This window comes from Prevotella sp. tf2-5 (assembly GCF_900115435.1).
Taxonomy (GTDB): Bacteria; Bacteroidota; Bacteroidia; order Bacteroidales; family Bacteroidaceae; genus Prevotella.
Genome location: NZ_FOWK01000008.1, coordinates 93,564 through 114,456, shown reverse-complemented (window position 1 = coordinate 114,456; position 20,893 = coordinate 93,564). Strand labels below are relative to the sequence as shown.

The 20,893-nt window shown below is 48.6% G+C and carries 15 protein-coding genes; 4 read left to right on the top strand and 11 right to left on the bottom strand.

All coding sequences use genetic code 11. The annotated features are described in order from the left end of the window. Positions 1–42: 42 nt before the first annotated feature. On the bottom strand, positions 43–2,997 hold the full coding sequence (locus BM257_RS09630; RefSeq protein WP_092071709.1) for a TonB-dependent receptor: 2,955 nt from the start codon (positions 2,995–2,997) through the stop codon (positions 43–45). Positions 2,998–3,137: 140 nt separating this feature from the next. Between BM257_RS09630 and aroB the strand changes: the two genes are divergently transcribed. From aroB to BM257_RS15180, 3 genes are all read left to right on the top strand, one after another. Next, positions 3,138–4,208, top strand: coding sequence for a 3-dehydroquinate synthase (gene aroB, locus BM257_RS09625; RefSeq protein ID WP_092071706.1), 1,071 nt, complete (start codon positions 3,138–3,140; stop codon positions 4,206–4,208). A gap of 156 nt (positions 4,209–4,364) precedes the next feature. After that, positions 4,365–5,303, top strand: a complete 939-nt coding sequence (locus BM257_RS09620; RefSeq protein ID WP_092071703.1) for a UDP-glucuronic acid decarboxylase family protein — start codon at positions 4,365–4,367, stop codon at positions 5,301–5,303. 13 nt (positions 5,304–5,316) lie between these two features. After that, positions 5,317–7,116 (top strand): SLC13 family permease, encoded by a 1,800-nt coding sequence (locus BM257_RS15180; RefSeq protein WP_255405709.1) that lies wholly within the window; start codon positions 5,317–5,319, stop codon positions 7,114–7,116. Between the two features lie 56 nt (positions 7,117–7,172). Here BM257_RS15180 and BM257_RS09605 read toward each other — a convergent pair whose 3' ends face one another. Together BM257_RS09605 and BM257_RS09600 are read right to left on the bottom strand one after the other, a co-directional pair. Then, a complete protein-coding gene (locus BM257_RS09605) occupies positions 7,173–7,919 on the bottom strand; it encodes a zinc-binding metallopeptidase family protein (RefSeq protein WP_092071700.1) in 747 nt (248 codons plus the stop codon). Between the two features lie 401 nt (positions 7,920–8,320). Continuing rightward, on the bottom strand, positions 8,321–9,778 hold the full coding sequence (locus BM257_RS09600) for a TlpA family protein disulfide reductase (protein WP_092071698.1): 1,458 nt from the start codon (positions 9,776–9,778) through the stop codon (positions 8,321–8,323). Between the two features lie 267 nt (positions 9,779–10,045). On the opposite strand from BM257_RS09600, the gene BM257_RS09595 reads away from it, so the two are divergent. Continuing rightward, entirely contained in the window at positions 10,046–11,692 is a 1,647-nt protein-coding gene (locus BM257_RS09595; protein WP_092071695.1) for a tetratricopeptide repeat protein, read from the top strand. Between the two features lie 2 nt (positions 11,693–11,694). Here BM257_RS09595 and BM257_RS09590 read toward each other — a convergent pair whose 3' ends face one another. The 8 genes from BM257_RS09590 to BM257_RS09555 form a co-directional block, all read right to left on the bottom strand. Beyond that, entirely contained in the window at positions 11,695–14,265 is a 2,571-nt protein-coding gene (locus BM257_RS09590) for an outer membrane beta-barrel family protein (protein ID WP_177216075.1), read from the bottom strand. Then, positions 14,262–14,864, bottom strand: a complete 603-nt coding sequence (locus tag BM257_RS09585; protein ID WP_143096822.1) for a DUF4974 domain-containing protein — start codon at positions 14,862–14,864, stop codon at positions 14,262–14,264. Before BM257_RS09585 ends, BM257_RS09590 begins: the two co-directional genes overlap by 4 nt. Beyond that, positions 14,861–15,376 (bottom strand): sigma-70 family RNA polymerase sigma factor, encoded by a 516-nt coding sequence (locus BM257_RS09580; RefSeq protein WP_092071686.1) that lies wholly within the window; start codon positions 15,374–15,376, stop codon positions 14,861–14,863. The genes BM257_RS09585 and BM257_RS09580 overlap by 4 nt, the downstream gene beginning before the upstream one ends. Positions 15,377–15,479: 103 nt before the next feature. Beyond that, positions 15,480–16,481 (bottom strand): AMP-binding protein, encoded by a 1,002-nt coding sequence (locus BM257_RS09575; protein ID WP_092071683.1) that lies wholly within the window; start codon positions 16,479–16,481, stop codon positions 15,480–15,482. After that, on the bottom strand, positions 16,478–17,515 hold the full coding sequence (gene menC / locus BM257_RS09570) for an o-succinylbenzoate synthase (protein WP_092071680.1): 1,038 nt from the start codon (positions 17,513–17,515) through the stop codon (positions 16,478–16,480). Before menC ends, BM257_RS09575 begins: the two co-directional genes overlap by 4 nt. A 3-nt stretch (positions 17,516–17,518) precedes the next feature. Next, on the bottom strand, positions 17,519–18,340 hold the full coding sequence (gene menB / locus BM257_RS09565; protein WP_092071677.1) for a 1,4-dihydroxy-2-naphthoyl-CoA synthase: 822 nt from the start codon (positions 18,338–18,340) through the stop codon (positions 17,519–17,521). A 2-nt stretch (positions 18,341–18,342) separates the two neighbouring features. Beyond that, the gene (gene menD, locus BM257_RS09560; RefSeq protein WP_092071674.1) at positions 18,343–19,881 is read right to left on the bottom strand and encodes a 2-succinyl-5-enolpyruvyl-6-hydroxy-3-cyclohexene-1-carboxylate synthase; all 1,539 of its coding nucleotides are present in this window, start codon (positions 19,879–19,881) and stop codon (positions 18,343–18,345) included. 35 nt (positions 19,882–19,916) lie between these two features. Next, on the bottom strand, positions 19,917–20,837 hold the full coding sequence (locus tag BM257_RS09555; RefSeq protein ID WP_255405726.1) for an isochorismate synthase: 921 nt from the start codon (positions 20,835–20,837) through the stop codon (positions 19,917–19,919). Positions 20,838–20,893 lie beyond the last annotated feature (56 nt).

Here is a 20,893-nt window from a genome sequence, read left to right as displayed (position 1 = left end):
AGGCACTCAGTTTTGAGTGCCTTTTTTATATCCTAGCTTATCTTAGAACCTCGGACCTCCGAAGCCGCCACCAGGGCGACCACCGCCAGGACGTCCACCACCGAAGCCTCCTCCACGACGACCACCATTTTCTCCGGGACCACCCTGAGGACCTCTGTTGCTGCCTCCTCCGAAAATATTCAGGCGATAGATGACATGCAACATGGCATAGTTGGTAATGGCATTATATTCGGTATCGCTGCGACGCATGGCATCTACCGTACGACTGAAAGTTGACTGCTGATGCAGGATATCATATAACTGGAGTGAGAGGGTCAGCGCATTGCCACGCAGGAAGGAGTGTGACAACTGGGCGTTCCAGATCAGTTCGTTGGTATTCATCGACTTATCGTTATAGCCACGACGACTGTTCATATTCATACTGGTTGACAACTGGGTTCCCCATGGTGCCGTCAGCAGGATACTACCACCGTAGGAGAAGGTCCATGTGTCGAGGTTGTTATTGCTCTGTAACTCACTGCGGGCATGCATATACTCCAACGAACCGTTGAGCTCGACCTCCAACCAGTCATTACGGTAACTTGCGGCAAGACGCTCACCCAAAGTTGTCGTACGTGTTGTGGATTTCTCAGAGTCAGCATCCCTCTTGACACTCACATAACCCACACTGTTGTTATAACGGAGCGTCGTAAACGTGTTGACATTGAAGAAGCCAGCAGAGTCGATGGCAGTATTAAACATAAACATACCGAAGGTGTTCCAGTTTCCGTTGATATTCTCTGGTCTGACAGTACGTCCACCCGTTTTCTCGTCATACCTCACCATATTGGATATCGAATTACTGGTTGTCGAGAAATTCAAATGTGCCATGATACTCCGCTGATGGTTCTGGATATAATTATTATAGAACATACGGAAGTTCTGGGTGAACGATGGCTTCAACCCAGGATTACCCTTCCGGATATTCAACGGGTCACTATTGTCTGTGATATCCAGCAAGTCAGACATCGAGGGCTGACTACTATTGGCACGATAGGTAAAGCGCAACTGGCTCACCTTGGAGATCTTCCAACGGAAATCGGCTGTCGGCGCGAAATTCGTCACCGTACGGACAGTATCCGTATGAACTCCTTGGTAGTCCTGTGTGAAATGGGAGCGTTGTGGCAGTACCTGGAAACCTACGTTCAAGTTATATGCCTTACGGACGATACGCAGCATGATCTCCGCCGTATGGTTATAGTTACGATACTCCGAGAAGCGACTCAGGTCGTCATCCCTGAAACCCTCCAGTGGAAGACCGCCTAACAAAGAAAGATAATCGTCCCATCCCCGATAGACAGGTGTTACGCCAAAGAAATCCGCAGGGAACAGGCTGAAGTCATATGTCGCACGGTCGCTCTTCGTATAACTATATTGATACTGGTAACTGAACTGCAGGTAAGTCTGGCGGAAGATGGGCTCACTATAAGTGGCACGGATACCATAGTTCCAGTTCTTGGTGGGTGTCACGGCATAACGGTTCGCCTGATAAGTAGAGTCCTCTCCCTGCTGGTTCAGCAACTGATAATACTCCACCAGACTATTGGTGAATGACCTGCTCATTCCTTCGCCCACATTACCAGAGAAACGCAGGGTGACATTACGTCCCTTGTTATTCAACCGTCGGTTCAGTTGCAGCCATCCGCCTGCACTCTTGGAGTCACTATAGGATATCGAGTTGTTGAAGTTTCTGTTCTTGACGATTCCCTTGTCCACCAATATTTGCAGTACCTCAGGATCCAGGGGGGCTGTCACCGTCTTATACGGATCCTCGTCAAAGGTCAGGGACAGTCCCTCGCTCAGTCCGTCACTGGAGTTGTAGTTAAACTGCGGACGCATCATGATATTCGTCATCGAGTCAGGTGTCCATTCCAGACGGAAACGGGCATCCCAGCTGTTGCTCCTGGAGAGATTACTGTTTAAGCTATTGCCAAACGTCGAGGAAGAACCAGTCATGAAATTCTCCGTAGAGCTTCGTACGACAGCGTCCCCGTCACGATGGTTCCAACGGATACTGGCATCCAGTTTCAGGAGGTCTTTCTTCTCGTAGTTCAGGTTGAAACCTGCCATCTTCGTAGCAGTCAGTCCTTGTCTGCCACCACCGAAACGACCGCCGCCACCAGGGAAGCCCATATCGTTGACGTTGTTAGCACTCAACGGGACAAAGATCTTCAAGTCTGAGCTCTGCATACCAGCGAAGACACGTCCGCTATAGCGTTTTCTGGTACCTGCCGCCAGATCGGCATTCAGCATAAAGCCCTTGTTCATACCCCGCTTGATACCAAAGTCGAGCACCGTCTCCTCCTCGCCATCGTCAATACCACTGACACGGGCAAGGTCACTCTTCTGGTCGTAAGCCTTCACACGCTCCACGATAGAGGTCGGCAGGTTCTTCATGGCAGTCTTCGTATCACCAGTCATGAATTCCTTACCATCAATGAGGATTTTCTTCACCTCCTTACCATTGATGGTCACCTTACCATCATTATCCACCTGTGCTCCAGGCAGTTTGCGTACCAGTTCCTCTATCACAGAGCCCTCTGGGGTACGATAGGCTGAGGCGTTATAGACAAAGGTGTCCTCTTTCAAGGTTACCTTGGCGGCCTGTCCTGTCACCGTCGCTCCTTTCAGCATGATAGCATCGGGTTTCATCTCCACCGTTCCTAGGGCGATGTCTTTATCGGCTGTCACCTTGACCGTCTTGGTGTATGCCTTGAAACCCACACAAGTGATCTGCAGGATATAGGTACCGGCAGCGGGAGCCTTCACACGGAAATGTCCGTTCAGATCTGTCAGTGACCCTGTCACCATCGTACTGTCCGTCTTCAGGAGTCGGACGGTGGTCTGTGCCACAGGTTCCTGAGAGTCACTCTCTATCACCTTACCTGTAATATTCTTTTGTGCCATGACCTGTATAGCAGATACTATCATGAGCAAAACCAGCGCTATTTTCTTCATTCTATTGTATAAATTATGTCTTTTGGACGTTCCCCATGTTGAAAAGTTTAACGATATAAATCAAAAAAATTGTATTCCTGACAATTATTCCACATTTTTATAGAAGTATTTACAAATTTTATAGTAATTTTGCAACCGCAATGAAACCACAGAAGGTTATATTCTCCCAAAACCTGCCTACGACGCTGGAGCAAGCCGTGAGTGAATGTGCCCACGACCGCTTGTTGGTGCTCGTCGACGAGACCACCCGTGACTGTTGTCTGCCAGTGGTCAGCAACCTCAGCTGCATGCGGGAGGCTCAGGTCATCACGATTGGAGCCACAGACACCCACAAGACGCTGGAGTCACTCTCCCATGTCTGGAGTGAGATGCAGCAGATGGGAGCCACCCGTCATTCCCTCATGATCAACCTGGGAGGCGGTATGGTGACAGACCTGGGTGGTTTTGCAGCCTCCACCTTCAAGCGTGGTATACCTTATATTAATATACCCACCACCCTACTCTCTATGGTGGATGCCAGCGTGGGGGGTAAGACAGGTATCAACTTCGGAGGTCTGAAGAACGAGATCGGGGTCTTCAACAACGCCCATTGTGTCATCATCGACACCACGTTCCTGCGTACCCTCGACCATGAGAATATCCTCTCCGGCTATGCGGAGATGCTCAAACACGGTCTGATTGACAATGAAGAGCATTGGGCAGAACTGCTCAATAACCCTATAGATACTATAGGAACTATAGGCACTATAGATACTATAGACCATCTATCCCACCTCCTCGCCAAGAGTGTTGCCGTCAAACAGCATATCGTCACAGAGGACCCTACGGAGAAAGGGCTTCGTAAGGCACTGAACCTCGGACATACCGCAGGACACGCTTTCGAGTCGTATGCGCTGAAACACAAGCCTGTCCTTCATGGCTATGCCGTCGCCTACGGACTGGTCGTCGAGCTCTACCTCTGTTGCGTCAAGACGGGATTCCCACAGGATAAGATGCGACAGACCGTCAACTTCATCAAGGAGCATTATGGTCGTATGACGATCACCTGTGATGACTATCCTTATCTTCTGGAGCTTATGCATCACGACAAGAAGAACCAGGGCTCAGGGATCAACTTCACCTTGTTAGGTGGTATCGGAGACATCCGTATCAACCAGACAGCTACAGAGGAGGAGATCAAGGACGCATTAGACTTTTACAGGGAATATTAATCCCTGATACAAGATACTACTACCTATTTAGATTGCTAACAACCGAAGGCGGGACTCATCCGTGAGGACGTGTTCCGCTTATATTTTTTTCTAAAATCGTTGGTGTTATCCGAAAAATTAGTATCTTTGCAAAAACTTATAAACATAAAAACAATCATGAAGAGAGTCTTAGTTACTGGTGGAGCAGGTTTTATTGGCTCCCACCTCTGTGAACGCCTCGTCAATGAGGGCAACGATGTCATCTGTATCGATAACTTCTATAGCGGTTCTAAAGAGAACGTATGGCACCTGATTGGGAAACCCAATTTCGAGTTGGTGCGCCATGATGTCATCAACCCCTATTGGGCTGAGGTGGATGAGATTTACAACCTCGCCTGTCCTGCCTCTCCTATCTACTACCAGACAGACCCGATACAGACCACCAAGACGAGTTTCTTCGGAGCATATCACATGTTGGGACTGGCACGCCGCACAAAGGCTAAGATCCTGCAGTCATCGACCAGTGAGGTCTATGGTGACCCTAACGTACACCCACAGCCAGAGAGCTACTGGGGTAATGTGAACCCCATCGGACTACGTTCCTGCTATGATGAGGGTAAGCGTGTCGCCGAGACGCTCTTCTTCGACTATCATCGTCTGCATAACGTACGTACCAAGGTCATCCGTATCTTCAACACCTACGGTCCCCGTATGGCTGTCAACGATGGTCGTGTAGTATCTAACTTTGTCGTCCAGGCACTGCGTGGTGAGGACCTGACCATCTATGGAGACGGTCAGCAGACCCGTTCTTTCCAATATGTGAGTGACTTGATTGAGGGTATGCTCCGCGTGATGGACACAGACGACAGTTTCACAGGTCCTGTCAATCTGGGCAACCCTGGTGAGTTCACCATGCTCGAACTGGCAGAGAAGGTCATTCAGAAGATCGGTGGTAAGAGTAAGATCGTGTTCCGTCCATTGCCCAGTGACGACCCGAAGATGCGCCGTCCGGATATCACCGTTGCAAAACGGGAGTTAGGATGGGAGCCGAAGGTCAAACTGGATGAAGGACTGGATCACATCATCGCTTATTTCCGAGAGTATCTGAAATTATAAAACACTAAATACCATGGAAACAGAACTTCTCTGGGGATTCAATCTTCAGGCGTGGATTACTATTGTGACAGTATTGGGGTTGTTCACCACCCTCCTTTGTACCAAGATACGTACAGACCTCGTATTCATCTGTGCTATCGGTATATTGTATGTCACGGGGGTACTGGATGCGAAAGAGGCGTTCTCAGGCTTCAGCTCGACATCGGTAGTCATCGTCGGAGTATTGTTTATCGTCGTCGCGGGACTGACTTACACAGGGGTACTGCAATGGATTACCAAGAACCTGTTAGGACAACCTGAGTCCTATACGAAAGCGGTAGCCAGACTGATGCTCCCCGTAGCGGTACTCAGCTCGTTCTTGAGTAACACCACGGTAGTCGCCATGTTCGTCAACATCGTGAAGATGTGGTCAAAGAAATTAGGGATATCCCCCTCCAAACTGTTGATTCCGTTGAGTTACGCATCAGGACTGGGTGGTATCTGTACATTGATCGGTACTCCTCCGAACCTGATTATCTCCGGACTGTATGCCGAGAAGACGGGGGTAGCGATGAACGTGTTAGCGACAACGATTCCCGGACTGTTCTGTCTTTTCGTCGGAATACTCTCTGTCATCGCCTTGCAGAAGCTGTTACCAGAGCGTAAAGTGCCAGAGTCAGCCTTCGAGGCGACATCAGAATATACCGTTGAGTTGTTGGTACCGTCAGATAATCCGTATATCGGTCAGACACTGGGAGAGGCAGGACTCTTCAAAGTCAAGGGTGGCTCCCTGTTGGAGTTCTACCACTTTGACAACGTGCCGTCCCCCGTTACCAAAGAAGAGTTCATCCTGGGGGGTGACCATCTGGTCTATGCCGGACAGATCAACGAGTTATTGGAACTGAAAAAGACACACGGACTGGTGAGTGCCAATCATCATGTTTTCTCCTTGGATGAACTGGACAAGAACCGTCAGCTACGCACCGCTTATGTCACCTTTGGCAGTCCCCTGATAGGCACTACCATCGAGGAAAACTCGTTTGAGCGTGACAACAACATGACACTGGTGGCTGTCGCCCGCAGAGGGAAACGTCTTGACAAGATTCCCCGCCAGGTGATACTGCAGGCTGGTGACACCTTACTCCTGGAGTGTCCCCCACATCTGGTTATCAATACCGAGAAGCTGTCGTCGGAACTCCATTTCTTTGATAACCTGCAACTGCCTAACATCAGTTGGAGGACCATTGCCTCGACCATCGTCATGCTGGCGATGATGATTGTGTCAGCTTTTAACATCATGCCTTTGTTGCAATGTGCCTTTATCGCTGCCGCCATCATGCTCCTCATCGGCTGTTGTACACCAGAGCAGGCTGTCAGGTCTATCAATGGTGAGATACTGATGGTGTTCGCTGGTAGTGTCGTGCTGGGACTTGCCATTCAGAAAACGGGAATAGCCGAGCGCCTTGCCTTTGGCATCCTGGATGTTTGTGGCAGCAACCCGCTTGTCGTCATGACAGCGATTTGTCTGGTGGGTACCTTCATCACGGAGTTTATCTCCAACACGGCAGCGGGTGCCATGTTCTTCCCGATTATGTACGAGGCGGCAGTGAAACTGGGTTATGATCCGTATACCTTCCTCATCGCCCTCATGATCAGTGTCAGCTGTAGCTTCGCCACACCTATCGGCTCTCCTACCCACATGCTGATATATGGTCCTGGTGGTTACCGGTTCAGCGACTTCATGCGTATTGGTATCTTGATGAACATCATCATCCTCGCTGCCAACATCCTCATCGTGAACATCATCTACCCGCTCACGCCACTACATCCGTAGGCTCTGTTACCTCAAATGCCTGAGCTGTTCCATCAGAGATAGTCCTGCGGGTGTCGTCAGACTATCTCTGACTGACCACCGAAGGAGGCGAAGGTGTCGGCGATATCCTGACTGAGCTGTTGCATGTCGGCATCGATGATGCTGCGGGTCTGGGTACTGACGAGGAGATGGTCGCCCTCCGTACTGATACGTCCCACATTATTCGAGGTCTCCACCGTATCCTTCATCGTCTCACTCATCTTGACAACCCCTTGCGGGATCTGCTCCAGACAACTCATCAGTGCCTCGAAGGTGGCTGTGGGGATGACCGTCTCCCGCTTGTCGCATTTCTCGATGGTACAGTGTATATGGGGATCGTTCGCTCCATATTCCTCACGCAACCACTCGTTGATACTCTCCTCCTGTGCTTTGACAAACTCAGCAGCCTCACCAGAACGGACACAGACAATCAGGTCGGCAGTAGTGGCGATAGAGGCATTTGACTCACCCACCTCGATACTGGCAAGATGGAAGTCATACTCGTTATAAACTGCGGCAAGGAGAGCCCATGCTGGAATGACGGCACTGCAACGTCCTTTGTTGATGTCGACATCGGATTGTCCTCCAAGACCACCCTCGAAACGGATATGATACCAACGGTACTTACCTGTGGGGGCTGGCTCCGGCTTCATCGGTAGTCTGTGGAATTGCAGACAAGCTCCTGCGGCATCAGTAGTGTTGGTGTCATTGTCCTCTGAGTCAAGGTTGATGACTTTACGCTCACGGGAATTACTCAAAACACGTTCAGATGTAGGCTGTTTCATATTTCACTGTTAATATTACTTAGTAATCTTGTTGCAAATATACTAATAATATTACAAACAACCAAATTCACAAATAATCTGTCGGTAACAAAAGGATAGTTTCCTACCGACTAAAGGGTGCTTTCCTACCGACAAACCACCTTCGTAAAACACCCCTGTCAGTTGCTTTTTATTCCGATATCTCCTATCTCAGTAAATTCACTGAATTTGGTGAGTAAATTCACTGAATTTACTAAGTAAACACACTGAATTTACTTTCATAGGAAATACATTATAAGGGCAAAACCGCCAATCGTTGTCACCGTTGCCACCTCGTTGTTACCCACAACCACCTGATTCCCAAACAGTTTTGCAAGGCGGCAACGGTGACAAGGGTTTAAAAATTTACGTGGTTTGACATTTCATAAGTTACAATGAATATTACGGATGACGAAGGCACCCTGTACATCACCCTCTATGAAGTCGAAGGTTTCGGGAATGGTCTCAAATGGCTCAAAGGTCAGCGTGAAATCGCTGTAGTTTATTTCGCTAATATAGTCCTCTTTGGCAGTAAAGACATTTATCTCAGCATAATTATCAACGTCGAGCTTGATACCATCGGCTGCTGTCAACTTATATCTCTTACCATTAGCTGTGAGATAGGAGTCTTTGGCAATGCGGAACCAGTAGCCTTTCTTTGCATAATAGCGGAAACTGATAATGGTACCGTTAGCTTTGGTCTCGACTTTCCGGATAGCGAACTGGAGATTGGAACTATTGTCCTGTCTGGGACCGTTGAGGGCTTCAGCAAGTCCCATAAAATCTCCAGGTTGATAGCCCATTGCCTTCCAGACGATACGTTTGTCAGGTGAAATCAGTACATAATAAGGAATGGCACCGATGTCACAGTATCTGCTACTGATATCCTTCATGGCGTTATTCCAGTTCTTCCCAACAATACGCTTGCTGAATTCATGCTTCTGCCATTCTGAGAGCTTATTCTGATTAATAGCGATAATCTCCAGTTTATCCTTCACTTTCTCATAGAATACTCTCATCTCTGGCTCAGACATCATACAAGGACCACAGCCAATGGCCCAGAAGTCGAGCAGCACATATTTGCTATTGGTAAAGGCTTCAAATAGATGATGCTTTTGTCCTTGCATATCGAAAAGTTCAGCATCCACCGCTTCTTCCCCCACCTTCAAGACACGTGGTGGATAGACATAGTTGTGTATCTCTGCCAATGTCTCTTCAAACCCTTTAGGTGCACGGGCTGCGATGGTCTTTTCCAATTTACTCAACTGATCCATGTGTGGGAAGTCCTTGGTATTCTTTGCCGTCATGGCTATGCCCCATAGTGCACGGATTGTGGCAGCATCTACTGGTAGTGATGGCAGGATGTCCATTTGTTGCTTCATATATTTCATCTCAACAGGTTCTCTCTCTGCCCAAGGCGCATGAGCCAAGTCTTTCTGTATTAATTCTGTTATTACATCTCGGCAATACTCCATCATACGGTTCTGAGTCTGCTGTTCAGACAGCGGACTCTCCACTTTCCAAAAAGGGTAGGAACTGTCATTACCTGTCACATTAACGGTCACATCTGGACGCAGGAAGAGGGTTAAATTAAAATTGGGAAAGCCTTCGCCCATAAAAGAGAGGAAACCACTAGAAAGCTCTTCTACTGGTAGAGTAAAGGCAAAACGTCCTGCTTGGACGGTGTCTACAACATTTCCAATAGTACCAGTACCGGCAAGTACCAAAGTGCCGTCTTTCAGTGCGGGTGAATAACCAGTGACAGTTGCTGTCTTTGTCTGTGCCAGCCCCGTCATTGTGACGAGGGCGAGCATCATCGTCATAATACTTTTCTTGTTCATAGTCGTTTTGATTTTTAGTGATTTGCTTGACTTAATGCGATGGCAAAGTTAGGATGAATATATGAATCGCACAAGGATTTGAATGGGAATTCGTCATTGGAGGTGTTGCATACTTTTTGCCCCTAAAGTATTGAAAACAAGTAAGATGGACAGAAACGAACGAAGAAAAAAGTGGCTGAGAGGAACGGGGAAAAGCTGCTAAAACACATAAAAAGGCTTGCTAATATGATGAAATAGCCGTAATTTTGCAGGCAAATAATCATCAATATGAAAAAACTATTCATCTTACTGGCTTTCTTGACCGCTATGTTCGGATGTACTGAGCAGCAGCATCCCCTGCTAAGACAGGTCTGGGAGCTGTTAGAAGAAAATCCAGAATCAGCCAAAGTCGTTTTAGCGAAGGTACACATGAACTCCCTGACAGAGAAAGACAAAGCAGAATACGGACTGCTGAAAACGATACTGGTCTCCAAGACCAATGGGATTTATAAGGTTTATGGAATGATTGATAACGACTCGCTCATATCTGCTTGTATAGCCTACTACAACCAGCATGGTGATGACTGGCACCGTGGTCGAGCCTATCTTTATCGTGGTGTTATCAGGATGTCTAAACTTGGTAATCTACCCGATGCCGTCAAAGACTTCAAAGTGGCAGAGATCATATCGGAAGCAGCTGACGATGAGGAACTGAAAAACCACATCTATAACAGGCTACACTATGTCAACATCATCATCAATAATCATCCGCAAGCCTTGAAATATGCACATAAATGGCTCGACAGCAGTATCGAGCTCAAAGATAGTATGATGATACTAAGGAGTCTTTTCATGTGTGCCACAGCATACGCAGACATGAACCAGCAGGACAGTGCATACACCTATCTGACGAAATGTCTTAAACTGAAAAAATATGCAAGCGAGGACTTGCTGGCTAATATATATAGCACCATAGCATTGATATATGAGGAGAAGGGTGATACTGCAAAGGCTGAGGAATATATTAAGAAGTGGGAGGGAAATGGCGCCTACGTCAATATATGCTTCCCGACAAGAGATGGAGCATGGATGGAAACACACAGCTCTTTAGGAAACTTGACATTGGCCCGCATAAGGAAAGCCCAAGGACAATATGAGAAGGCCATCAGACTGGCAGAATTAGAAGTGGGGATGGCAGGCAATGACCAAAAGACTCGCATGAAAAGCATGGAACTTCTATCAGAACTCTATGAATTGACGGGCAGTCATGAGCAGGCATTGGAGGCAAGAAGACTTGTAAAATTGTACAAAGACTCTATAGAGCATGTCAATCAGCTCATGCAAATGACTGAGTGGCAACAGAAGTTTGATGAGGTGCGGCAGACGAAAGATTTCTACCATCGCTTATCATGGATGCAGGGGTTGATTATCGTTCTGATCGTATTAGTGGTACTCGCCATTGGAATTGGCATGAGATGGCACCGTAAGAAGATGCACAGGCTGAGTTTTCGACTGGATGAGGACACCAAGCGTATCAGCGAACTGCGCACGAAGATTGAGCAGCAGGAGAAGGACGGTCAAGAGAACGGGCAGGAGATGGAACGAATGAAAGAAGAAATGGAAAGCCGTATGGAGCGCATATCTGGAGCACTACTGATCGGCACGCAGATGTACAGTCAACTACAGCAGCACCAGTGTATCGCGGAAGCCACCGCCAAGGAGCAGCTATGCCTGGTGGACTACTTCGCCCAGTTGCGCCCGAAGCGATGGCAGGAGTGGGAGCGCAAATACAGAGGTCTCTCCACCGCACAATACATATTCCTCATCATGCAAGACGACCTACACTACGATGATGAAGCCATCGCTGCCGCCCTCAATGTGAAGCGCACATCCGTCCGCAGTATGCGCTCAAGGATCAAATCCCGAGGGAAGTAAAATTACAGTCGGTTTCTCTCTGCATTACCTGCACCTGTACCTTTGTATTTCGACGGTGTGACATTGAAACGGTAGCGCAGGGAGAGGGTAACGCAGCGCGAGTCGTTGTCCTCTGTCTTGCGGAACATCATGCGATTACTGTAGAGCGTGAAGCGATTAATGCCTCCATTGAAAAGGTCATTGCCTGAGAGTTTGATGTTAAGGCGGCGTTTGCAAAAGTCCTTGCTGACACTAAGCGATAGGATAGGGTTAGTACAGTCGAAATTGGCATTCGAGCCAGTGTCACCGTGTGTATGCACGTTGAAGTCTGCCTGCACAAGCCAGTCGTGAGACAGGGTGACTATGTTGCCCAATTGCAGGGACAGCATAGGCTGATTGAAACTCTTCTGTTCGCCCAGAAACTCCGCTTTAAGCCACGGCTTCATCAGTGATATGTTGTATTGCGGCGTCCATGTGACTTCGTGACCCAATTTGACATTCTTCTGTGCCCCCAGCGTGATGGTGATCCAATCGGCATGGTCGTAGTTCTTGTGGGTCACAAGGTTCACCTTGCTGTCACTCTCCAAGCTTTCTACCGTGTAGAGGATGGGGTCGATACAATGGCTATAGTTGACGTTGAGATATAGCCACTTCCACATAGCCATCGCATTCGCATTATGATACTTAACGGGCTTCAGATAGGGATTTCCCGTCTGCATGTTCAAACGGTTCTCATAGATGACATCACTACTCAACTGCCAGTAAGACGGACGCCTGATGCGCTTGGCATAGCTGAACGACAGTTGCACCTTCTTCACAGAAGTTGACAGGGACACCGATGGAAAGAAGTCGTTATAGGTACGGCTCTGGTCATCGCGACGGATGCCGCCAACGAAGTATTCCGACGTCACGTGCTCATAGCGCAAACCTGCAGCCAACTGCAGACGGCCAATCTGCTGGCGTAGTTCCATGAAGGGGGCTATGGCTTGCTCATGCTGCTCGTTGTTGCTGTTGGCAATGTAGCCTTCCGTGTTCTCGAAACTGCTGTTCCAGCGGGTATTGGTATATTCCTCTCCAATCTCAATCTGTCCTTTCCCTATTGGATGCGTCACGAAGAGTTTCTCTGCCATCAGGCGGCTGCGCGTCAGGGCATAGGTGTTGACGTCGCGGTCATCATACTCGTCGCTCAGTTCCTGTTGCCGGTTGCGGTTACGCTGATTACGATAGGTATAGTCGGCATTGAAGTCGATGCTGAACTTTCCAATCTTACCCGTGTAGTATATATTCACTTGGTGTTTGGGTGTGCCTTTGGCTCTTTTGACGCTACTGTTCTGCAAGTGGTCATAAGGGGAACCGTCGGCTTGCAGGTCATCATCATCCTCAAACGACACTTTCATATAGTCGTAGGTGTTCTGATAGAAACCGCCAAAAGAGTTGTTATCGTTCAGCTGATAGTTGAAGCCGAAGCGGCCCTCAAGGAATGGATTGCGTACATGCTCTTCCTCTCTGTTGGTAATAACCCACAGCGTGTCGGCAAAGACGGTCTGTTCAAACTCACTGCGGCTCCACTTCTTGTTATAAGCTCCGAAAAGGTTGGCGAATAATTCCAGCCTGCCAGTGCGGTAAGTCAGGTTGATGCGCTCGTTGTTTACGTATCCACGATCTTTGCGGCTCCATGAGTTCAGTTCTACACCAAGACCCTCACCTGCCGTGCGCTTGGTGTGAATGATGATAACAGCATTGACGGATGCGTCATACCGGGCACCAGGATTCTGAATTACTTCTATGTTCTTGATGTTGTCTGACTGGATGTTCTTCAGTTCCTGCAAGTCGGTCAACTTACGATTATTCAGGTAAATCAACGGTACCCCTTTCCCCAGAATCTCAAACACATCTCCTTTCTTTGAAATGGTAGGCACCCGCGAGAGCACATCTTCAGCGGTGCCCATTCGTTCCATCACCGTTCCCTCCACATTCATCACGAGCGAATTGCCCTGCAATTGTACCTTGGGACGCTCACCTGTCACAACTACACCTTTGATAGTCATCGTCTCGGGCTTCATCTGAATGGTTCCGACTTGTTCGTTGTTGCATAGGTGATAGACTGTCTTGTAGCCGACGTATGAAATGCGGGCAAGAACGGTTGGCTGATTGTATGGAATGACAAAAACGCCAGCCTCGTTGCTCACGCCTCCACCGATGATGGTTGAGTCTGATGGATGAAGCAGGTAAACATTGGCGTAGGGCACAGGCTGGCGGTTTTCGTCAATAATGGTGCCTGTCAGATGGAGATTTGTCTTGTGGGTACATTCCACATATAACTCATGCTCTCCATGCTTCACGACACGGATAGGATAGAAGGCGACAATCTGCATGATAGCATCTGTGACAGACTTATGCTTGATATTAGTGGTCACACGGAAGTCTTCCAACTCATTGTACATAAAACTGATGGTATAGTCCCGCAATTGCTCGTTGAGGTCACGCAAAGCCTCAGACATTGATACATTATCATAACTGCGCGTGATCTTCTGCGCCTGAACGTTGATGAAACAGAACAGGGTAATAAGGGGCATCATGAAGTGCTTCATCATCTGACAATCAGTTTTCCGTTCTCTACAACCATATTGACATGTTCGAACATATTCAACTTCTCTATGACCTCTTGCAGACTCTCTTCCTGATTCCATACGAAATAGAAACGGAGTTGACTAGCATGCATTCCCGCTGACGCGCCTACCCGTTGCCTTTCATTCTGTAAGTCCACATCAAGGTGATGATAGGTAGCAATGTCCTTGGCAATGCTATCGAGTGGGACATTGTCGAAAACGACAGGTCCAGACTTGACGATGGTATCAGCTGGAAGGGTTTGAGATACGATGATTGCAGACTGAGGCTTTTCTACCGCTGTTACAGGTTGTTCCTCATGCTGGGACTGACGCATCATTTGAACTGCTGCGATGGCAATACCTGATAGTGTTAATATGCCAATGAGTATGGCTGCGATCTTACGCCACGTATGTATAGGACGTTCTGAGGGTATATGCTGCCGGGTGAACTGCTGCCATGCTTCATCAACGTCAGGCATTTGGTCAAGATCGTCTATCATTTCCTCTATCTCCTGATCGGAATACTTGTCGGGCTCTTCCTGCATATCGCGGCAAAGCTGTTTGTTGTGGTAGTTTTTTTTCATAAGCCTTTCGGATTAAAACGGTTCCTGATTTCTTTCAAGGCGTGTGAAAGATGTTTCCATACAGCTACGCGACTGATGCCTTCAGAAGAAGCGATCTCCTCATAGCTATACCCTTCAGTGAAACGAAAGTGGAAGATGCGTTGCTCTTGTTCTGTCAGATGGCTGACGACAAACTCGACGATGTCGGTTATGCGCTCGTCTTCATTCTCTGCATCAGACGGCTTCTCTGCAGGTGAAGTCTCCAAGCGGAGCCTTGTTTCCTGATGGCGGATACGTTTCAAGCATTGGTTACGAACGCTCGTAAGCAAGTAACGCTCCTCTGTGTCAGGCATCAGTTCTGTCTGTCCATGAAGCAGACTCTCAAAGATGTCACTGACCACATCTTTACTTTCCTGCTCATCGTAGAGGATCGTACGTGCCACCCTCAGCATCTTGGCGTAGTGCTGTTTGAACAGCCTTTGGATCATTCCTGAGCTTTGCTCGCCTACCCGTAGCCTTTCATGTCTTTCCATCACGTCTTTTTATAGTAATACCCTTCAGCCGTTCAAAATGCTAACCCCTTAACAAACTTTTTTTGTTGCGAGGTTAGGGAAAATGAACGATATAGCTCCTTGATTAATACAATCTTGCCAAACGCTCTGCCTCTGCACGGGCAGGCTTGCCTGTCTCTGTGAGAGGGATATGGTCAACGGAAAGGTATTGACGGGGTTGCCAGTATTTGGGCAACACCTGACGACAGATATCCTGAACAGCAGGTATATCGTGGGACTCGATGAGCAGAACGACCTGTTCACCGAGTTTCTGATCTGGTGCCTTGGTAATCATAAAAGGCTCATGGAGATGCGGATACAATAGTCGCTCCACCTCTTCTATCTGTATCTTGATACCACCTGAGCAGATGACATTATCCTTTCTGCCGAGGATGCGGAATTGGTTAGGTGACAAGTGAGAGTTGACAGGTGACAGTTCTGCGATATCATTAGTGACCAAGAGACCGTCGTGGACGGCAGGAGCATGGATGACGAGACAACCTTCCTCACTCAGTGACACCTCAACACCCTCGAAGGGTGTGTACCAATCGCTGCGCTCAGGACCGTTCAGTCGTCGCAAGGCGATATGCGACAGCGTCTCCGTCATCCCATACGTACTCCACACAGCATTTGGGAAGTCCTTTAACGCTTCCGCCAACTCGTTATTGATGGCACCGCCACCGATAATCAGGTGACGGACCTGCATCAATCGCTCCCGCTCCTCTGGTACCTGTAGTGTATTCCATACCTGCATGGGTACCATTGCCGCGAAATCTATGGGGACGTTACATTCGGGGTGTTTGGAGGCTCCAAACGGGTGACTTGAAGGCTCCAAACACATCAAATGAAGGCTCCAAACCAGCGAACGCACCACCATCATCTTTCCAGCGATATAATCGAGGGGCATACAAAGCAGGGCGGTGTCACCTTCTTTCAGTCCTAAGAACTGACAGGTGATACGTGCCGAGGCCTCCATGCGTCGTTTCTCCACCAGCATTGGTTTCGGTTTACCTGTCGACCCACTGGTATGCACCAGTATTGTTTCCGAAGAGTTATTCCACTCTTCAAGGAATTCCTTCAGTGTCAACTATGAACTCTCCAAAGTTTTTCCCCTCGTATTTCCAGGGGCATGGGGATATTATCTGTAAAAAGTTGTCCAGTCCCCAACCCTTGTGGCATACGGATATGAGGACCATAGATATCTGCCGCCAGCTGTGCGATGGCGTTCAGACCGATATTACTCTCCAAGGCAGAGGTGATCCAAGAACCGATACCCATATCATTAGCGATGTCTATCCACTCACGGACACCCATCATCCCCCCATGCAAGGACGGTTTCAGGATGATGTAGCGAGGACGGATGATATTCAGCATCTGCCGTTTCTGGTCAGGGTCGTTGACACCAATCAGTTCCTCGTCCAATGCGATAGGCAGAGGTGACTCCCGACAGAGCTCCGCCATGTTCGCCCACTGCTTTGCCTTGATAGGTTGTTCGATGGAGTGTAACGCATATTGCGAGAGCAGCTCCATCTTATAAAGAGCCTCTTCGAAAGGAAAAGCCCCATTGGCATCCACCCGCAATTCCACCTCATGAAGACTGAAACGCTCACGGATTCTCCTGACGAGTTCCAGTTCGGCATCAAAGTCGATGGCACCAATCTTCAGTTTGACACAATGGAAGCCCTGTGCCAGTTTCTGTTCGATGCGCTCCCTCATCTCCTCGAAGGAGCCCATCCATACCAGTCCGTTGATGGGGATACCGACTTCACCACGAGAAAAAGCGTTGTCAAACAACAAACTTCTTCCATCTTCCATCTTACATCTGACATCCATCAGTGCTGTCTCCAAGCCGAAGAGCATGGAGGGATAGTCACGCAGAGCCTCGGTATCAAGCTCGCCTGTCCGCTCCACCTCATCGCAGAAACGACGGAGTACCTCGGTATAGTTGGGGATATCGTCGCAGCTGAGGTTCGGTAACGGCGCACACTCCCCTACTCCGATACGCTCCCCATCGGATATCGTCACCAGCCAGATTCTCCGTTCCGTGTATACCCCACGGGAAGTTCCTGCCGGCTGTTTGAAATGGAGCACTCGCTCCTCTATATCAATTTTCACTTTCAACTATCACGGAATCTTAGGATATTGCTCGAAGTCGGGCTTGCGCTTCTCCAAGAACGCCTTTCCACCTTCCTGAGCCTCATCCAAGAAATAATACAACATGGTTGCATCACCAGCCAACTGCTGGATACCTGCCTGTCCATCGAGTTCGGCATTCAGTCCTGCCTTGATCATGCGGAGGGCGATAGGACTACGCTCCATCATCTCCTCTGCCCAAGCGACACACTCATCCTCCAACTGGTCGAAAGGTACCACCTTATTGACCATCCCCATCTCCTCAGCCTCCTTGGCAGAGTACTGACGACAGAGGAACCATATCTCACGGGCTTTCTTCTGTCCGACGATACGGGCGAGATAGCTGGAGCCGAAGCCTGCGTCAAAAGAACCTACCTTCGGACCTGTCTGTCCGAAGATGGCATTCTCAGAGGCGATGGTCAGATCACATACCAGATGGAGCACATGACCGCCACCGATGGCATAACCATTAACCATTGCGATAACGGGTTTGGGCAAGCGACGAATCTGCATCTGTACATCGAGGACACTCAGACGAGGAACGCCCTCGTCATCCACATAACCACCACGTCCCTTGACATGCATATCACCACCAGAGCAGAATGCCTTGTCGCCGGCACCTGTCAACAACACCACACGGATATTCTGCATCTCCCGGCAAAGGGCAAAAGCCTGTGACAACTCCAATGTCGTCTTAGGCGTGAACGCATTACGATATCGAGGACGATTGATGGTGATCTTCGCTATACCATGATACTCCTCAAAGAGGATCTCCTCGAACTTCCTAATCTCTTTCCATTCTCTTTGTGCCATATTTATTTCTTTTTGAATTGCGCATAATAATCTTTGAAGACCCGCTCATCCTCAGCGGCATCGGTAAACACCTCCAGAAGCATTGGACGGTCACTCTGTTCCTGCAGCAGCCGGTCAACACCCTCCTGCATCTCCACCATATCATCCGCTCTCATATAGACGATATCATTCTGTTCACAGATTCCTTTGGCGGAGGTATGATGCTCTGCTGCCACGAACTTGTCACGGGCCGGACTTTGTTCCAAGCCTGACAGCATGTTAAAGATACCCCCTTTGCCATTATTCATCAACAGGATACGGAAATTCCCACGCAGGTTCTGGTTCCATAATGCGTTCTGGTCGTAGAAGAAACTCAGGTCACCAATGACACATAACACCGGGGCGTCCGTAACAAGGGAAAAGCCTGCGGCAGTACTGAGTGACCCATCAATACCGTTCACCCCACGATTACAATAGACATTATGACAGGCATAGATATTGGCGAGACGGATAGCGGTACTGTTGGCGAATTGTAAATGGAGAGTTGTTGAATGAGCATTAAGACACTTCACGACAGCCATTTGGGAATAGGGAGGCTCATAAGCGACAGCATGCTGACGCGCTCTCTCCAAAAGCTCATCCCAGCGCTGAACGAAAGGATGCGGCTGTTGCTCCAGCATGAAACGGACCTGGTCGGCAACAACATCTCCATCACCTTGAACGACATGTGTCAAGTTCATGAACGTGTCATTCACCTCACCAGTCTCATTCACTGCCCATGTTTCCTTTGCCTTCCGTAAAAAACGCTTAACCCGTTTGCTGACAATAGAGTTTCCGATATATAATACGAAATCAGGGACATAACGCTCATCATCTTCTACCAAACAGACAGCCTCGTCCATATTCGGATTCATCGGTTGTCCGGCTATCAGCATCGGACGCTTTGCCTGCATGAACATCCGTACGACATGACTGAGGGTATGCGCCGGTGTATCAGCAGGAAGAAGCTCTATCTTCCGTTCCACAGGCAAGGAAGACACAGAGAAGTCAAACAAGGGTTCGCTGATGGGGACATTGATATGCACAGGAGCATGACGCGCCATCAATGTCTCGTTGACCAAACGATTGCAATACCAACGCTCTTCCTCATCATGTGGCTCTGGCAACGATACTGCTTTTTTGACAAATCGTCCTAAGGCATCGGGCTGTGGTATGGTCTGACCATCTAACTGGTCTATCCATGCGGCAGGACGGTCGGCGGAGATCACGACCAACGGTTGATGCTGGTAATATGCCTCAGCGACTGCAGGAGCAAGATTCAGCAATGCCGTACCACTGGTGACGCAGACGACAACAGGAGTATTTGTTGCCTGTGCCATTCCTAAAGCATAGAACCCTGCCGAACGCTCGTCTGTCACAGGGTAACAATGGATATCAGGACACTCATTGAGGTTATGTACGACAGGAGAATTCCTGCTCCCCGGACATACGACAGCATGACGGACTCCATGTGCCACTAACAAGGCGGTGAGTATATTGACATTTTCTTTATTGCTATACATAACAACTGTAAACCGTAAACTTTAAACTGTAAACCCTAAATAACACGTCTCATAGTATCGAGTTTGATTTCCGTCTCCTGCCATTCTTGCTCCTCCTGACTGTCTTTCAGAATACCACCACCTGCATACAGACGGTAACCATCAGCAAATATCTCCATACAACGGAGGGTGACAAAGAGGTTAGTATTTCCTGCCACCTGTAACGGTCCCATAAAACCACTATAGTAACTCCGGTCATGATGCTCGTTATGCTGGATAAAACGGAAGGCTTCCTGTTTGGGTAGACCACAAACGGCGGGTGTGGGATGAAGAGCCTGTATCAGCTCTCCGATATTTTGACTATTATTTAACTGAAAATGAAAATCACTACGCAGATGGGCAAGATGACCAGCACGGATAGTACGAGGTCCCGTCTCCTTGAAATCTGATGTGAACTGCTCCAGCTGTTCTATGATATAAGTCGCCACATAACGCTGCTCCTGGATATTCTTATCACTCCATAACACCTCCTCGCTGAAAGGCATTGTACCAGCCAGGGCAACCGTCTGCCAGTCTTCCTCTCCACCCGACAACAATATCTCGGGAGTTGACACCAGCCACATCCCACTGCGAGATGTCGACACCAGCATGATCATCATACGCGGATAACTGGCACAGGCTCGCTGATAAAGTGTAATCGGTGACACAGTACTATCAGCAGGAATGAAGATACTCCGTGAGAGCACCAACTTGGCAAAGTCGTGATTCTCCAGATGAGCATGGAAATTGGCAAAGTCGATATGATAATCCATCCTCGGATCCGTATGGACAGAAGGGGATACATGATGAGGCATTACCTGTAACTGATCCCAAGGTATCTCATGCGTCACCACATCAGGACGGATCACCAGAATAGGACGTTCGCTGGAAGGAGCGAAGGGTGCAACCACAAATCCCGTTTTCCCGCTCAACTCCATACAAGACGATACTTCGAGTGGTTCACCCGATGTTTGCATGACAAGTGTAACCTGCT

Bases quoted from the DNA above. Each gene is read 5' to 3' on its own strand.
- BM257_RS09605 (WP_092071700.1), bottom strand. From the start codon at position 7,919: ATGAAACAGCCTACATCTGAACGTGTTTTGAGTAATTCCCGTGAGCGT.
- menD (WP_092071674.1), bottom strand. From the start codon at position 19,881: ATGTATAGCAATAAAGAAAATGTCAATATACTCACCGCCTTGTTAGTG.
- BM257_RS09620 (WP_092071703.1), top strand. From the start codon at position 4,365: ATGAAGAGAGTCTTAGTTACTGGTGGAGCAGGTTTTATTGGCTCCCAC.
- BM257_RS15180 (WP_255405709.1), top strand. From the start codon at position 5,317: ATGGAAACAGAACTTCTCTGGGGATTCAATCTTCAGGCGTGGATTACT.
- BM257_RS09585 (WP_143096822.1), bottom strand. From the start codon at position 14,864: ATGAAAAAAAACTACCACAACAAACAGCTTTGCCGCGATATGCAGGAA.
- BM257_RS09555 (WP_255405726.1), bottom strand. From the start codon at position 20,837: ATGGAGTTGAGCGGGAAAACGGGATTTGTGGTTGCACCCTTCGCTCCT.
- aroB (WP_092071706.1), top strand. From the start codon at position 3,138: ATGAAACCACAGAAGGTTATATTCTCCCAAAACCTGCCTACGACGCTG.
- BM257_RS09595 (WP_092071695.1), top strand. From the start codon at position 10,046: ATGAAAAAACTATTCATCTTACTGGCTTTCTTGACCGCTATGTTCGGA.
- BM257_RS09590 (WP_177216075.1), bottom strand. From the start codon at position 14,265: ATGATGAAGCACTTCATGATGCCCCTTATTACCCTGTTCTGTTTCATC.
- BM257_RS09600 (WP_092071698.1), bottom strand. From the start codon at position 9,778: ATGAACAAGAAAAGTATTATGACGATGATGCTCGCCCTCGTCACAATG.
- BM257_RS09630 (WP_092071709.1), bottom strand. From the start codon at position 2,997: ATGAAGAAAATAGCGCTGGTTTTGCTCATGATAGTATCTGCTATACAG.
- menB (WP_092071677.1), bottom strand. From the start codon at position 18,340: ATGGCACAAAGAGAATGGAAAGAGATTAGGAAGTTCGAGGAGATCCTC.
- BM257_RS09580 (WP_092071686.1), bottom strand. From the start codon at position 15,376: ATGGAAAGACATGAAAGGCTACGGGTAGGCGAGCAAAGCTCAGGAATG.